At 70.3% G+C, this 14483-nt stretch carries 13 protein-coding genes; 8 read left to right on the top strand and 5 right to left on the bottom strand.

Going from position 1 to position 14483, the window contains the following annotated elements; genetic code table 11:
* Window positions 1-118 precede the first annotated feature (118 nt).
* Window positions 119-1435: an amino acid deaminase gene (locus ACFYQQ_RS11270; RefSeq protein ID WP_356171071.1), complete on the bottom strand. Its 1317-nt coding sequence runs from the start codon at window positions 1433-1435 to the stop codon at window positions 119-121.
* Between the two features lie 134 nt (window positions 1436-1569).
* Here ACFYQQ_RS11270 and ACFYQQ_RS11265 point away from each other — a divergent pair, with 134 nt between their 5' ends.
* The 5 genes from ACFYQQ_RS11265 to ACFYQQ_RS11245 all read left to right on the top strand — a co-directional run bounded on the left by ACFYQQ_RS11265 (window position 1570) and on the right by ACFYQQ_RS11245 (window position 6041).
* Window positions 1570-2649: a sugar kinase gene (locus ACFYQQ_RS11265; protein WP_388904264.1), complete on the top strand. Its 1080-nt coding sequence runs from the start codon at window positions 1570-1572 to the stop codon at window positions 2647-2649.
* Window positions 2646-3407, top strand: a complete 762-nt coding sequence (locus ACFYQQ_RS11260; protein WP_355783565.1) for an IclR family transcriptional regulator — start codon at window positions 2646-2648, stop codon at window positions 3405-3407. The genes ACFYQQ_RS11265 and ACFYQQ_RS11260 overlap by 4 nt, the downstream gene beginning before the upstream one ends.
* Entirely contained in the window at window positions 3404-3814 is a 411-nt protein-coding gene (locus ACFYQQ_RS11255; RefSeq protein ID WP_355783562.1) for a RidA family protein, read from the top strand. Before ACFYQQ_RS11260 ends, ACFYQQ_RS11255 begins: the two co-directional genes overlap by 4 nt.
* Before the next feature lie 120 nt (window positions 3815-3934).
* Entirely contained in the window at window positions 3935-5419 is a 1485-nt protein-coding gene (locus ACFYQQ_RS11250) for a gluconate:H+ symporter (RefSeq protein WP_355783559.1), read from the top strand.
* Between the two features lie 64 nt (window positions 5420-5483).
* Complete coding sequence (locus tag ACFYQQ_RS11245; protein WP_355783557.1) at window positions 5484-6041, top strand: hypothetical protein; 558 nt, start codon at window positions 5484-5486, stop codon at window positions 6039-6041.
* 7 nt (window positions 6042-6048) lie between these two features.
* Here ACFYQQ_RS11245 and ACFYQQ_RS11240 read toward each other — a convergent pair whose 3' ends face one another.
* Window positions 6049-7401 (bottom strand): M14 family metallopeptidase, encoded by a 1353-nt coding sequence (locus ACFYQQ_RS11240; RefSeq protein ID WP_355783554.1) that lies wholly within the window; start codon window positions 7399-7401, stop codon window positions 6049-6051.
* Between the two features lie 387 nt (window positions 7402-7788).
* Here ACFYQQ_RS11240 and ACFYQQ_RS11235 point away from each other — a divergent pair, with 387 nt between their 5' ends.
* Window positions 7789-9159 (top strand): Nramp family divalent metal transporter, encoded by a 1371-nt coding sequence (locus ACFYQQ_RS11235; RefSeq protein WP_355783551.1) that lies wholly within the window; start codon window positions 7789-7791, stop codon window positions 9157-9159.
* Window positions 9160-9174: 15 nt separating this feature from the next.
* Here ACFYQQ_RS11235 and ACFYQQ_RS11230 read toward each other — a convergent pair whose 3' ends face one another.
* Both ACFYQQ_RS11230 and ACFYQQ_RS11225 read right to left on the bottom strand, forming a co-directional pair.
* Window positions 9175-9366, bottom strand: a complete 192-nt coding sequence (locus ACFYQQ_RS11230; RefSeq protein ID WP_355783548.1) for a hypothetical protein — start codon at window positions 9364-9366, stop codon at window positions 9175-9177.
* A gap of 11 nt (window positions 9367-9377) precedes the next feature.
* On the bottom strand, window positions 9378-10229 hold the full coding sequence (locus ACFYQQ_RS11225) for a helix-turn-helix transcriptional regulator (RefSeq protein WP_355783545.1): 852 nt from the start codon (window positions 10227-10229) through the stop codon (window positions 9378-9380).
* Between the two features lie 265 nt (window positions 10230-10494).
* On the opposite strand from ACFYQQ_RS11225, the gene ACFYQQ_RS11220 reads away from it, so the two are divergent.
* A complete protein-coding gene (locus ACFYQQ_RS11220) occupies window positions 10495-11727 on the top strand; it encodes a hypothetical protein (protein ID WP_388904259.1) in 1233 nt (410 codons plus the stop codon).
* A 55-nt stretch (window positions 11728-11782) separates the two neighbouring features.
* The gene (locus tag ACFYQQ_RS11215) at window positions 11783-12352 is read left to right on the top strand and encodes a hypothetical protein (RefSeq protein WP_356238190.1); all 570 of its coding nucleotides are present in this window, start codon (window positions 11783-11785) and stop codon (window positions 12350-12352) included.
* A 66-nt stretch (window positions 12353-12418) separates the two neighbouring features.
* Here the strand turns inward: ACFYQQ_RS11215 and ACFYQQ_RS11210 are convergent, their stop codons facing one another.
* Window positions 12419-14110, bottom strand: coding sequence for a glycoside hydrolase family 18 protein (locus tag ACFYQQ_RS11210; RefSeq protein ID WP_355788280.1), 1692 nt, complete (start codon window positions 14108-14110; stop codon window positions 12419-12421).
* Window positions 14111-14483 lie beyond the last annotated feature (373 nt).

Here is a 14483-nt window from a genome sequence, read left to right as displayed (position 1 = left end):
GTCTCGGCCCGTATGGCGCGCTTCGCGCGGTGCTGTCGAAGGGCGCCGGCTCGGCCCACCGGACCTGCTTCGCGCGGTGCTGTCGGTGGGCTCGGCGCGCCCCCGTGCCCGGCGGCCGTCAGAAGAACGTCCGTACGTACTCCGTCACCGTGCCGTCCTCCTCCGTGACCGGGATCAGTTGCCACTTGTCGAAGGACGTGCACGGGTGGGAGAGGCCCATGGCGAGCCAGTCGCCGACGCGCAGGTCCGCCTCCGGGGTCGTGGTGAGCCACGTGTGCTGGTCGGAGAGACCGGTGACCGTGACGCCGGTGGCCGGGTGCTCGGTGCCGTCGCGGTGGACCACCTGGGCCGCCGGGAGGTCCAGGTCGTAGGCGGCGTCGCGCTTGCCCGCGTTGGCGAACGCCTGCTCCGAGGAGGGGCGGGAGACGACCTGCGCCCAGAGACGGAACGCGGGCTGGAGCGCGCCCTCCTCGGGGACCCGGGTGAAGGGGGTGAGCCTGCTGTAGTGGCCGTCGTCGTGGGAGACGTACGCGCCGGAGCGCAGCAGCTTGAGCACCGGCAGGGACAGTTCGGGGAGCTGCGCGAACACGTCCGCCACGGCGTCGAACCAGGCGCTGCCCCCGGCGCTGACGATGATCCCGTCGGAGTCGCCGTCGCCGGTGGTGCCGCGGTCCGCGGCCAGGTCCTTGAAGCGGCCCGCCCGGTCGAAGTCCGCCGCCAGCGAGGTGAGCCGGCGCAGCCACGCGTGCACGCGGTCCGGGGTCGCGTCCGGGACCTCGCCCTCGTAACCCGCCACGCCGACCAGCCGCAGCGTGGCGGTGGCGGCCACCGCGTCGGCGACCGCGGCGCAGTCCGCCTCCGTGCGGGCGCCGGTGCGGGCGCCCTCCCCGGCGGCGAGTTCGACCACGACGTCCACGGGACGCGCCGTACCCCGCAGCGCGGCGTCCATCAGCTCGACGCCGCGCACCGAGTCGACGTAGCAGACGAAGCGGAAGGACGGGTCGGCGGCGAGCTCGGCGGCGATCCAGCGCAGGGCGGACGCGTCGACCAGTTCGTTGGCGAGGAAGATCCGCCGGACGCCGAACTCCCGTGCCACGCGCACCTGGTGGGGCACCGCGAGGGTGATGCCCCAGGCGCCGTGCTCGATCTGCCGCTGGAAGAGCTGGGGGGCCATGGAGGTCTTGCCGTGCGGGGCGAAGGCCAGGCCGTGGCGGGCGGCGTACGTCTCCATCAGCGCGAGGTTGTGGCGCAGGCGCTCGGCGGAGAGGGCGAGGACGGGGGTGGTGAAGCCGCCGGTGAAGAGGTTGCGGCGCTGGGCGGCCAGCTCGCCGACGGTCAGGCCCTCGGCGTCCGGGGGGAGGCCTTTGAAGCGGTGGTCGACGCGCTCCGCCGCCAGGCGGGCGACGGCTTCGGTGGCGGTGGTGTCGGCGGCCATGGAGCCTCCTCCTCGGGTTCCGTTGCGCTATGTGCAACGGTCATTGCGTATGTCGCTTACTGCTGTCTAACATCCCAGCCAACGCAGGGTCAACGGTGCCGTGGACCCGGAGCATGCGAGGAGTCTGATCCCACGTGACCACCAACGGACCGGCAACCACCGGGCACCGCGCCGCCGACGGCCTCGACGGCCTCGACGGCCCGGCCGAGGTGGTCGCCCTCGGCGAGTCCATGGTCACGTTCCTGCCGTCCCGCCCGGGACGCCTCGCCGACGTCCCCTCCTTCGAGCGGGGGATCGGCGGCGCCGAGTCCAACGTCGCCTGCGTCCTCGCCTCGGCCGGGCACCGTACCCGCTGGGTCAGCCGGGTCGGCGCTGACGGCTTCGGCGATCACCTGGTCGAGGCCGTCACCTCCTACGGCGTCGACACCTCCGCCGTACGGCGCGACCCCGAGCGCCCCACCGGCATCTACTTCCGCACCGCCGGCGACCGGGCCACCGACGCCCACGAGGTGGCGTACTACCGGGCCGGGTCCGCCGCCTCCGCGATGGCCGTCGACACCGTGGACCTGGACGCCGTCCGCTCGGGCCGGGTGCTTCACCTCTCCGGCATCACCGCCGCGCTCTCCGGCGACTGCCTGGCCCTGCTCCGCGAACTGACCGCGCCCCGCCCCGGCCGCCCCCTCGTCTCCTTCGACGTCAACCACCGCGTCCACCTGTGGCAGGGGCAGGAGGCCGGCGCCGTCCTGCTGGACCTCGCCCGCGGCAGCGACCTCGTCTTCGTCGGGGAGGACGAGGCCGAGGCCGCCTGGGGCGTCACCGGCGGACCCGCCGCCGTACGCGCCGCGCTGCCCGAGCCCGCCGCCCTGGTCGTGAAGCAGGGCGAGCGCGGCGCCACCTTCTTCGACGGCGACACCGCCGCCTTCGTCCCCTCCCTGCACGTCGACGTGGTCGCCCCCGTCGGCGCCGGCGACGCCTTCGCCGCCGGGTTCCTCTCCGCGACCCTGCGCGGACTGCCCGCCCGCGAGCGGCTGCGCCACGGCCACCTGACGGCCGCCGCCGCCCTCACCGTCCCCGGCGACCTCGCCGCGCCCTGCGCCCGCGCGGACGCGGACCGGCTGGCCGCCCTGGACGACCGGGCGTGGGAGACACTTCGACTCGGCCCCGGCTGGACCGAAGCCGTCGCGTGGGCCGACGAGGAGGTACGCACCCCATGAGCCAGACCGTCGACCGAGCGCTGAGCATCCTGCCGCTGCTCGCCGAGGGACCCGCCGACCTCGGGCAGGTCGCCGAGCGCCTCGGCGTCCACAAGTCCACGGCCCTGCGGCTGCTGCGCACCCTGCACGAGCACGGGCTGGTCTACCGCCAGTCCGACCAGCGCTACCGCCTGGGCGCCCGCCTCTTCGCGCTCGCGCAGGAGGCCGTGGAGAACCTGGACATCCGGGAGATCGCCCACCCCCACCTGGTCGGACTGAACGAGACCTGCGGGCACACCGTCCACCTCGCGGTGTACGAGGAGAGCGAGGTGCTCTACATCGACAAGGTGGAGAGCCGCTACCCGGTGCGCATGTACTCGCGGATCGGCAAGCCGGTGGCCATCACCGTCGCCGCCGTGGCCAAGCTGCTCCTCGCCGACCTGCCCGAGGCCGAACGCCGCGCCCTCGCGGAGAAGTTCGACTACCCCATGTACACGGCCCGTTCGACCCCCAGCGCGCCCGCCTTCCTCAAGGAGCTGGCGACGGTGCGCGAACAGGGCTGGGCCACCGACCTCGGTGGCCACGAGGAGTCCATCAACTGCGTGGGCGCCCCCATCAGGGGTGCCGACGGACGCGTCGTCGCCGCGATGTCGGTGTCCGCCCCGAACGTCGTCGTCACCGCCGACGAACTCCTCACGCTGCTCCCGCTGGTGCGCCGTACCGCGGACGCCATCAGCCGCGAGTACTCCGGCAAGACCCCAGCAAAGGACCCCGCATGACCGAGAAGACCGCGCTCACCCCGAAGACCCACACCACGCCGCCCGCCAGGTTCTCGCACGGCGTCCGCAAGGGGAACATCCTCCAGGTCGCCGGACAGGTCGGCTTCCTGCCCGCCGTCGAGGGGCAGCCCCCGACGCCCGTCGGCCCGGGCCTGCGCGAGCAGACCCTGCAGACCCTCGACAACGTCAAGGCCATCCTCGAAGAGGGCGGCGCGAGCTGGGACGACGTGATGATGATCCGCGTCTACCTCACCGACGTGGACCACTTCGCCGAGATGAACGGCATCTACAACACCTACTTCGAGGAGCAGGGCCTCACCGCGCCCCCCGCCGCCCGCACGACGGTCTACGTCGGACTGCCGGCCGGACTCCTCGTCGAGATCGACGCGCTCGCCGTCCTCGGCTGACGCTCCCTCAACTCCCCGCACACCGTACGTCGTCACGGTGCGGCGCCCGTCATCCCGGGGCGCCGCACCGCGATACCCCCTGCCCGAAAGCCTCATGCACTTACGAAACAAAGGACCACCATGTCGTCCCCCCTGCTCGCCGCCGCACCTCCCGCTCCCGAGATCCCACCCCACACCGGTGGCCTGCTCCTGCTCCTCGACGGCACCGCCGGCCTGCTCACGGTCGCCGCCCTCGGCATCGCCCTCCTGCTGCTGCTGATCATCAAGGTCAGACTCCAGCCGTTCGTCGCCCTGCTCGCCGTCTCCATAGCCGTCGGCCTCGCCGCCGGACTGTCCGTCACCGAACTCTTCGGCACCGTCCAGAAGTCCACGGCCGTCTCGGTCATCGAGTCCGGGATGGGCGGCATCCTCGGCCATGTCGCGATCATCATCGGGCTCGGCACCATGCTCGGCGCGATCCTCGAAGTCTCGGGCGGCGCCGAGGTGTTGGCGTCCCGGCTGCTGAACCTCTTCGGGGAGAAGCGGGCGCCCCTGGCCATGGGCCTGACCGGCCTCATCTTCGGCATCCCGGTCTTCTTCGACGTCGGCATCTTCGTCCTCGCGCCGATCGTCTACGCCGCCGCCAAGCGCTCCGGCAAGTCGATCCTGCTCTACTGCATGCCGCTGCTCGCCGGCCTGTCGATGACCCACGCGTTCCTGCCCCCGCACCCCGGCCCGGTGGCCGCCGCGGGACTGCTGCACGTCCAGCTCGGCTGGGTCATCCTGATGGGCATCGTCTGCGGCATCCCGGCCGTCCTCGCCGCCTGGGTCTTCTCGGCCTGGATCGGCCGGCGCATCTTCGTCGCCGTACCGCAGGACATGGTGGAGGCCGCGGACGAGGCCAAGCGGGCCGTCGCGGAGGAGCAGCGCGCCGCGGGCGTCGAGCCGCAGGAGAAGCCCGTACCGCTCGGCACGGTCCTCGGCATCATCGGTACGCCGCTGGTGCTGATCCTCGCCGCGACGTTCTCCTCGATCGCGTTCGACCCGTCCACCGGCCGCTCGGTCGTCGAGTTCTTCGGCAGCCCGTTCGTCGCTCTCACCATCGCCCTGCTGCTCGCCTACTACCTGCTGGGCATCCGGCGCGGCTGGTCCCGCAAGTCCCTGGAGCGGGTGTCGACCTCGTCCCTGAAGCCGGTCGGCAACATCCTGCTGGTGGTCGGCGCGGGCGGCGTCTTCGGTGCCGTGCTGAAGGCGAGCGGCGTCGCCCAGGCGCTGTCGGACACCTTCAACGACGTGGGTCTGCCGGTGGTGTTCCTCGCGTACCTGATCTCCGTGGTGCTGCGGGTGGCGCAGGGCTCGGCGACCGTCGCCATCGTCACCACGGCCGGCATCGTGGCACCGCTGCTCGCCGAGGGCGACCACTCGCAGGCGTTCGTCGCGCTGGTCATCATGGCCATCTCGGCGGGCTCCATCTTCGCCTCGCACGTGAACGACGGCGGCTTCTGGATGGTCGCCAAGTACTTCGGCATCACCGAGCGCGACACCCTCAAGTCGTGGACGGTGCTGGAGTCCGTGCTGTCGGTGGCCGGCTTCGCGGTGGCGGCGGTTCTCAGCCTCTTCGTATAACAGCCGTGCAGCTAAACGGGGGCTGGCTGTGCCCGGCACAGGATCTTCGACCATACTGCCCGCTGTGGAGCAGCGCATAGGTTCGAGCAGCCAGTCCCCGGACGTGCCCGTCGTGCCCGTCGTCCCCGCCGCCGCGGTCGATCCGGCGTACGTCCCCGGGATCACGTCACCCGCGCCCGTGACGTCCGAGGACCCGGCCGATGAGGCCGGGACGGACCCCGTCGACGCGACGCCCGAGCAGGAGTCCGAGGAGGCCGCTCCCGAGGAGACGGCCCCCGAGGACGCCCCGGCTGCCGGGGTGCAGACGCCGGGCGACGCCCCCGCCGACGAGGACGGGGAGGCCGGAGGCCCCGTCTTCGAGGCCTCCGACCGGCGCGCCTCGGTCCGGGCCGACCGCCGCGGCGTGGTGCTGCGGCTGGACGACCAGGAGGCCGAGTTCCGCTGGGACGAGATCGGCGCCGTCGAGACCGAGTCGCCGCGCTGGGGACGTCGGTTCACCGTCACCGTGCACACGCCGGACCGCCGCTGGTACCCGCTCGAGATCGACGCGGCGTCCCGGGCGCGCTTCCCGGAGTGGGAGAAGCAGCTCGACGCCGTCCTGGACGCCTACTTCCAGGAGTGACGGCCGGTCAGCTCGCGCAGTACTGCGCCTGCTTGCCGATCGAGCGGTACATGCAGTCGGCGTTCTCCAGGAGTTGCAGTACCGCGTCCCGGTTGCGCGACGTCTCCCGCTCGATGACCTCGTCGGGCGGGTAGAAGCCGCCGCCACCGGACCGCGGGTACATCTCGAAGGTGTACGCGAAGATCTTCTGGCTGCCCCAGAGGTAGTCGTCGATCGAGCCGTCGGTGATGTAGAGGTCGCTGGACTGCTCGGCCGTGTAGCCGTTGCTGGCGCCCATCTTCTGGCCGACGGCCGCGAAGGCGTTGCGGTCGTCCGCCGTCATGCCCGTCGCGGTGTCCGAGTAGGTCCACCCGAAGGGCCACAGGACCAGCTCGCTGTAGGTGTGGAAGTCGATCCCGGCGGTGATCTGCTGCTTGCCGCCGACGACCCGGCCGCGTACGAAGTCGGCGACCACCTTCACCTCGGGAGCCGACTCGGGCGCGGAACCGCGGTAGGTCTCGGACGAGGTGGAGCCCGAGGAGCCGCCGCAGCAGCCCCACTTGTAGTTCCAGTTGCGGTTCAGGTCGGTGCCGACGTACGAACTGCCGCTGTTGGGCTGGCGGTTCTTGCGCCAGGAGCGGTACGAGCCGGACGCGATGTCGTACTCGCCGCCGTCCGGGTTGAGGTCCGGGACGATCCAGATCTCGCGGTTGTTCACCATGTTCGTCACGCGGGAGTCGGAGCCGTAGCCCGCGCCGAGTTCGCGCAGCAGGTAGAGCGCCATCTCGACGGTCAGGTGCTCGCGCGCGTGCTGGTGGAAGGTGAACAGTACCTCGGGCTCGGCCTCGTCGCTCGCGACGTTGTCGCTGACCTTGATGGCGACGATGTCCCGGCCCTGGTAGGACTTGCCGATCACCCGTTTGCTCATGATGCCCGGGTAGGCGGCGAGCCGCTGGTTGATCTCCGTGTTCATCTCGGCGTAGTTGTGGTACTTCGAGTCCGCCGAGGGGAAGTCGAGCAGCCGCACGTCCGAGCCGTCGGTCCGGTCGGGCGCCGAACCCAGGAGCGAGACGTCGTAGCCCAGTTGCCGCAGCTTCTTGATCTGGTCCGCGCGGCCCGAGACGACGACGGTCTCCTCGTCGGCCTCGTCCACGGTCACGCCGGTGCGCTGGATCGCCGTCCGGGTCACCGGCGTCGTGCCCTGGTGGATCTCGTACTGGCGGATGTCGTCCGCCGAGGGGGCTGCGGCCCGCCCGCCGGTGGCCGTGGCGTCGGTGGCCGTGGCGGTGATGGGGGCGGCGAGCGCGAGGGCGAGGAGGGTGGCGAGTGCCGCGCTGCGCCGGCCGCTTCTGCCGCCGCTGCCTCGTATGCGAAGTCGCATGAAGTCTCCTAGTTTCTCCAGGGAATCCGGGGTCGCCGGATGTGGGGAGTGGAGCGGGGGGTGGTCCATGGCGACGTGCCTGGTGCGGGTGTGGCGCTCATCGTGAGCGTCTGGCATGGTCAGGTCAAGCAGGGTCGAGGGGTCGGCGGCGGGAACCGGCCGAAAATCAGCCGGGCACTGTACGCGGGGGCCCGCTCGGCCCGGGACCGTACGCGCGCGGGCCGACCGGGCGACGCAGGCGGGACCGGGCCGGACGGAGCCCGGCGGCACCCCGTACTGTCGGCGCCGGACGGCACCGCGGCGGCCCGGCCACCGCACACGCTCGACCGGGTCTCTTCACAGCACGCCCCCTTGTGCCCCCGGCCGCTTTACGCTTCCTTGAACGTCATGTCGGAGACCACTGGGAAGTCAGCGTCAGGCGAGGTCACCTCCCGCCCCCGGAAGTCGAGTTGGAAGTACATCGGACCCGGCATCGTCGTCGCCGCGACCGGCGTGGGCGCCGGTGACCTCGTCGCCACCCTCATCGCGGGCAGCAACTTCGGCTACACACTCCTGTGGGCCGCTGTCGTCGGCTGCCTGGTCAAGATCTCGCTGGCCGAGGCGGCGGGCCGCTGGCACCTGTCCACCGGCCGCACCCTCTTCGACGGCTGGGCGAGCCTCGGCCGCTGGACGTCGTGGTTCTTCGTCGTCTACGTCGTGGTCTGGGGCTTCGTCTACGGCGCCGCGGCGATGTCGTCGTCGGGACTGCCGCTCCAGGCGCTCTTCCCGGACGTCATGGACCTCAAGTGGTGGGCCATCCTCACCGGGCTGGTCGGCCTCGTCTTCGTCTGGTTCAACAAGTACGACGTGTTCGAGAAGGTCATGACGGTCCTGGTCGGCGTCATGTTCGTCGTCACCGTCTACCTGGCGGTCCGCGTCACCCCGAACCTGGGCGACGCGTTCGCCGGCCTGCTGCCGGTCCTGCCCGACGAGAAGGACTCGGTCCTCAACACCCTCGGCCTGATCGGCGGCGTCGGCGGCACGATCACGCTCGCCGCGTACGGCTACTGGGTCAACGCCAAGGGGTGGACCAACACCGGCTGGATGAAGGTGATGCGCCTCGACAACCGCGTCGCGTACATCACCACCGGCATCTTCGTCGTCGCGATGCTCTTCGTCGGCGCGGAACTGCTGCACTCGGCGAACGTGGCCATCGCCTCCGGCGACAAGGGGCTGGTCCAGCTCAGCGACATCCTGGAGGACGAGTACGGGACCGCGACGGCCAAGTTCTTCCTGATCGGCTTCTTCGCCACGTCGTTCACCTCGCTGATCGGCGTCTGGCACGGGGTGAGCCTGATGTTCGCGGACTTCGTGGAACGCTTCCGCAAGGACCGCGCGGCAGGGCCGGCCCCCGGCGCCGGGACCTCCGCGGCGTCCCCGGCCTCCCTGGCGTCCCCGGCCTCCGGCGAGGAGGTGGCGTCCGGCGCCCGGGAGAAGTCCTGGCCCTTCCGCGCCTACCTCCTCTGGCTGACCTTCCCGCCGATGGTGCTGCTCTTCGAAGGCCAGCCCTTCCGCCTGATCATCCTGTACGGGGTGCTGGGCGCCGCGTTCCTTCCCTTCCTCGCCCTGACCCTGATGTGGCTGCTCAACTCCGCCCGCACGCCCGCCGAATGGCGCAACGGCATGCTGAGCAACGCCATGCTCGCCGTCGCCGGCCTGCTCTTCCTCGTCCTGTGCGTGAAGCAGATCTGGGACCAGCCGTGGTCGGAGTTCTTCTGACACCGGCCGCCCGGCTCAGAGCAGGTGGTCGGCCTTCCCGGCCTTGATGTCCCGGATCAGCGTACGGAGAGCTTCGCGGGAGTCGGTGAGGTAGGCGTCCTCGGCCCCGGCTATGGCGATGTAGGCGTTGTCGTCCTCGTCGGTGCCGAGGCGGAAGCAGGAGTTTCCCTCACCGCAGAACGGCTCCTCCCACGTGATGTCGTCCATTGGACCTCTCCTCAGAGCTCGTTGGCGATACCGCGGATGAAGTCGCGTGACGCCGCTGGTGACAGGGCGATGCGCTCCATCCAGTCCAGGTGGGCACGGTACTTCGCCAACTGGCTCTCCGCGTGAAGGAAATCGGGCCCGTGGGAGTTGTCGATCTGCACGGTGTCCAGTTGCGGCACGGGTCCCTCCGCGTAGAGGACGGTCTGCCCGGCACCTGGGAACGCACCGGCTTCGAAGGGGATCACCAGCAGCGTGATGTTGGGCTGCTCGGACTTCTTCAACAGGTGTTCGAGTTGCGCGCGGGCGGCCGAACGCCCGCCGAACCGCATGCGCAGGGCGGCTTCGTGCACGATGCCGACGAACTCGGGCGGGTGCTCCCGGTCGAGTACGTTCTGCCGTTCCACGCGAAGGGCGAGCCTGAGAGCCACCTCGTGGTCCGGCAAGTGCGGGATGACTACGCGGAAGACGGCGAGCGCGTGATCGGAGGTCTGCAGCAGGCCGGGGACGTGCATGGAGTATGCGGCGCGCATGCGTACCGCGTGCTCCTCCAACTCGGCGATGTCGAGCAGCCCTTGAGGCAGGGAGCCACGGTACTTCTCCCACCAGCCCCGACGTGTGGTCCTGGCCATCTCGGCCAGCGCGGCGACGTATCGCTCGTCCCGGCAGTCGCAGTTGCAGGCGAGGGTGCGCAGGCGCTCGGGGCTGATGGCGCGGACGCCGGACTCGATGTTGGAGATCTTGCCCCGGTCCACACCGAGCAGCCCGGCGGCGTACTCCGCGGACACCCCCGCTGACGTGCGCATCCTGCGTACCTCGGCCCCCAGGCGCTTCTGGCGCTCAGTGGGCGACGTCCTCGCTGCCATGCCGGTCCCCTCCGCGTGCGGTCGGGTGCAGTCTGCCGCTTTTGTGTGCGCCAGGGCCTCCAGAGGGTGCATCTTTCACCATTGAGGGCCAAATTAGGCCCCTACCGTGCGTACCCTATGTATTGCCACCGCTACTCACGGCAGCCGGAAGTGCATCGCGTGAGCCTGCCCGCGTACTCCTCCCCTGGGAGGGGCGGGCCCACGCCAGGGGGACAGGCCACTGCTGCCGAGGTGACGACATCCGCGTACGACCACAGGAGCCCGTATGTCCCGCTGCCCGCTGGCGACCGCCTATCCCGCCGACCCGACCGCCCCGAGCCCGGAGACCTTGGCCTACAGCCTCACCCTGCCGGCGGCCCTGGCCAGCCCGAAGCTCGCGAGGGCGGCGACGCGGGCCTTCCTGGCCGCACACGATCTGCACCGGATGATGGACGCGGGCCTCCAGGCGGTCGGTGAACTGACGGCTGTGGCATGCCAGTTCACGGAGTCGGTGGAGTTCTACCTGGCGCTCCGCTATCGGGCCGAGGCGCTGCGCGTGATCGTCTACGACAGCCACCCGCCGCACGCGCACCCCCGGCTGGCGGAGGAGTGCGCCACGCGCCGCCGGGCGGCCCTGCGCGTCCTGGCCTGCGTCTGCCGGGCCTGCGACGGCGACTGGGGCTTCGGCAAGGCCCGCGAACCGGGCGGCGGAACCCGCATGTGGGCGACGCTGCCGAGGGCCGGCGCGACGGCGTACGGGGAGGCGGAGACGCCGCTCACCCGGACCAGTGGGCCACTGTCGGAAGAGGCGGCGCGCAACTCACGTGCCGGATGCCTTCGACCAGTGACAAGGTGGCCCCGGCGCAACTGCCGGGAAGTGGACGGGCGCTGCTCCGCGTGCCGTTGGTCGTATCGACGCGCATGGCAGCGGATGTGTGAGGAGACAGGGGTGGCCGAGCTCACCGAGCGGTCGTGGTCCGAGGCCGTCGGCATGTACGCCCGCAGGTACACCGTCGCCAAGGTGACGAGCAGAGAGCACGAGGACTGGGCGCTCGACGTCAACACGTTGATGCACGGCGACACGGCTGACAACCGAGGCTGGAGTACGAAGGACTCTCTGCTGGGCGAGCCGGAGCGGCTGGACGATGCGTATTACCCCTTCGCCCTGAGACCGGACGACCCCGCTGCGACGGGCGCTTGGAGGGCGCGTTTGGACGAGATCCCGCGCTCCTCCGCCAAGCGGTTCCTCGTGGCGCTCTCGACGATCTGGCTCAATGTCGAGAAGGAGGACAACTTCGAGGCACGCAGGCCGGGCCTGGAGGAGAAGGCCGAGGTCATCCTGTCTCGCTTTCCGGTCGGTTCCCGCTTCTTTGCAAACACCGGGCACCACAGTAGAGACCTCGACTATTACAAGCGGATCTCCGGGTGCAACACGATCTCGGTCCACACCTGGGATCTCGGCCCGATCCTGGTCTCCGAGACCGAGGTCGGCATGGTGTGGTCGTTCCACGCCTGGTGACCGGACGCAGAGCCGTCGCGACGCCCACGACCGGACGACGAGCGAGGAGAGATCGATGGCAGCTCTCCACGAGGGGGCGTGGGCCGACGCCCTGAGCCTGTACGCCCGCAGGTGCAGCATCGCCAAGGTGACGCGCAGAGAGCACGAGGACTGGGCGCTCGACGTAGGCACTCTGATGCGGGGGGACGTGCCGGACGCTCGCGGCTGGCGCGTCATCGATTTCTTCGCGGAGGAGTTCGAGAGGCTCGATGATCCCTTCTACCCGTTCATCGAGGTCCCGGTGGACGGTGCCGGGGCCGAGGGCTTCAGGAGCCGGGTCTCGGAGATCTCGCGGACCTCGGCCAGGCAGCTCATCGTGGTCCTGTCCACGTTGTGGCTCAATGTCGAGGACACTTCGGATTTCGAGGAAGGCAGGGCGGAGCTGGAAGGGAAGGCCGATGTCATCCTGTCGCGGTTCCCGGAAGGGTCGGTCTTCTACGCCAACACCGGGCGGGACAGCCGTAATCCGGACTACTACCAGCGCATCTCGGGCTGTTCGACCGTCTCCTCGTACGACTGGGATCTCGGTCTGGTCCTCGTGTCCGAGACGGATGTCGGCATGGTCTGGTCCTTCGACCCGAAATGATGTGTACGCGTACCCCGAACGCCCTCCCCCGGAAGTCCCGGAGGAGGGCGTCCGTGTGGGCCGGGGTCAGAGGCCGTGTACGTGGGGGCCGACCGCGTTGGACCAGGCGTTGCCTGCCGACGCGTCCCAGTTCGTGGACCAGGTCATCGCGCCGCGCAGGGCCGGGTAGGTCCTGGACGGCTTGAACGTGCCGCAGTTCGTGCCCTTGGCCAGGCAGTCGAGGGCGTTGTTCACGACGGAGGGGGAGACGTAGCCGCTGCCCGCGCCGCTGGTGGAGGCCGGGACGCCGAGGCCCACCTGGGACGGGGCGAGCCCGCCCTCCAGCTGGATGCAGGCGAGGGCGGTCAGGAAGTCCACCGTGCCCTGGCTGTAGACCTTGCCGTCGCAGCCCAGCATCGAACCGCTGTTGTAGTACTGCATGTTGACGACCGTGAGGATGTCCTTGATGTTCAGGGCCGTCTGGAAGTACGTGTTCGAGGTGGACTGCATGTCGATGGTCTGCGGGGCCATCGTGATGACGAGGGACGAGCCCGCCTTCGCCGACAGGGACCGCAGCGCCTGCGTCATGTACGTGGCGTTGAGACCGTTCTCCAGGTCGATGTCGACGCCGTCGAAGCCGTACGTCTGCATCAGGGAGTAGACGGAGTTGGCGAAGTTCGTCGCGGACGAGGCGTCGTTGACGGAGATCGTGCCCTTCTCGCCGCCGATGGAGATGATGACCTTCTTGCCCGCGGCCTGCTTGGCCCGGACGTCGGCCTTGAACTGGTCGACGGTGTAGCCGCCGAGCCCGGCCGAGTCGAGGTTGAAGGTCACCGCGCCCGGCGTGCCGGTGGCGTCCGCGAAGGCGACGGCGATGATGTCGTACTGCGACTGGACCTCGGAGAGCTTCTGGACCTTGGCGCCGTTGTTGAAGTTCTGCCAGTAGCCGGTCAGGGCGTGCGCGGGCACCGTCCCGCCGCCCCCGCCGCCCGAGGCCGCCGTCGTGCCGGTGACCGCCGCCGACTTCACGGACTCACCGGCCGCGTTGGTCGCGGTGACCTGGAAGGAGTACGAGGTCGAGGCGGCCAGACCGGTCACGGTCGCCGAGGTGCCGGACACCGCCGTCACCTTCGTACCGTCCCGGTAGACGTTGTAGCCGGTCGCGCCCGAGACCGTGTTCCAGGCGAGGGACGCCGACGAGGACGTGGTGGAGGCGACCTTCAGGCCGGCCGGGGCCGCCGGGACGGTGGGCGCGGGGTCGGTGCCGCCCCCGCCGTCGGGGCCGAACACCGACAGGTCGTCGGCGTAGTAGGCGGCCTGCCCGTACCAGCCGTGGGTGTAGACCGTCACCGAGGTCGTCGAGGAGCCCGTGGTGAAGCTGGTCGTCAGCTGCTTCCAGGAGGAGGAGTCCGGCGTCCACGTGGAGACGTCCGTCGTCCCCGTGCCGCTCGCGCCGAGGTAGGCGTAGCCGCCCTGCACCCAGGCGCTCAGCGTGTACGTCGAGTTGGGCTTGACCGCGACGGTCTGCGTGCACTTGGCGTTGTCCTGGCCGGCAGGCGTCGCCTTCAGCGCGGCCGAGCCGCCGTGCACCGGCGAGGACACCGTCGTACCGCTGCCCGCGGAACAGGTCCAGTTGCCGAGGCCGGACTCGTAGCCGCCGTTCCTGGCGTTGTTGACGTCCGCGGCCTGCGCCTCGGTGGCGAGTCCGGTGAGGGTGAGGGCCGACGCCCCCAGTGCGGCGGCGAGGAATCCCGCCCACGTCCGTCTGCGTCTGGGCATGCCTGGTACGCGGTCCACTGGTGCCTCCGGTGAGGGGGAGAGGGCGGGGAGGTTGCGGAACGGTGGCCACCGCTGGAGGTCCAAGGTGGTCCAGACCAATACGGTTGTCAAGACCTCTGTCGGCGTCCGGCTCGTCCCAACATCCGTGTGGCGGCGCGGAGTTGCGGCATATGCGTTTCACTCTGTGTGGATCAAGCCCGTACCTTCGGTGAGTTGATCTGCCGAAGTCGGTGTTGAGCGGGGCATGCCGTGGATATGGTGCAGATGCAGGAGGGCGTCACAGTGACGATGTGTGGCCATCTGTGACGGTCCATGGCGAAACAGGGGCGATCCGAGGGCGGCGACCGACCATCCCGCCCCGGTGAACGGGGTG

The sequence above is a fragment of the Streptomyces sp. NPDC005496 genome, from assembly GCF_042872045.1.
GTDB lineage: Bacteria > Actinomycetota > Actinomycetes > Streptomycetales > Streptomycetaceae > Streptomyces.
This window is presented reverse-complemented; position numbering and strand designations above follow the sequence as displayed.

Coding starts and splice junctions, on each gene's coding strand:
- ACFYQQ_RS11215 (WP_356238190.1), top strand. CDS start 11,783: ATGGCAGCTCTCCACGAGGGGGCGTGGGCCGACGCCCTGAGCCTGTAC.
- ACFYQQ_RS11230 (WP_355783548.1), bottom strand. CDS start 9,366: ATGGACGACATCACGTGGGAGGAGCCGTTCTGCGGTGAGGGAAACTCC.
- ACFYQQ_RS11255 (WP_355783562.1), top strand. CDS start 3,404: ATGACCGAGAAGACCGCGCTCACCCCGAAGACCCACACCACGCCGCCC.
- ACFYQQ_RS11220 (WP_388904259.1), top strand. CDS start 10,495: ATGTCCCGCTGCCCGCTGGCGACCGCCTATCCCGCCGACCCGACCGCC.
- ACFYQQ_RS11235 (WP_355783551.1), top strand. CDS start 7,789: ATGTCGGAGACCACTGGGAAGTCAGCGTCAGGCGAGGTCACCTCCCGC.
- ACFYQQ_RS11210 (WP_355788280.1), bottom strand. CDS start 14,110: ATGCCCAGACGCAGACGGACGTGGGCGGGATTCCTCGCCGCCGCACTG.
- ACFYQQ_RS11270 (WP_356171071.1), bottom strand. CDS start 1,435: ATGGCCGCCGACACCACCGCCACCGAAGCCGTCGCCCGCCTGGCGGCG.
- ACFYQQ_RS11240 (WP_355783554.1), bottom strand. CDS start 7,401: ATGCGACTTCGCATACGAGGCAGCGGCGGCAGAAGCGGCCGGCGCAGC.
- ACFYQQ_RS11260 (WP_355783565.1), top strand. CDS start 2,646: ATGAGCCAGACCGTCGACCGAGCGCTGAGCATCCTGCCGCTGCTCGCC.
- ACFYQQ_RS11225 (WP_355783545.1), bottom strand. CDS start 10,229: ATGGCAGCGAGGACGTCGCCCACTGAGCGCCAGAAGCGCCTGGGGGCC.
- ACFYQQ_RS11250 (WP_355783559.1), top strand. CDS start 3,935: ATGTCGTCCCCCCTGCTCGCCGCCGCACCTCCCGCTCCCGAGATCCCA.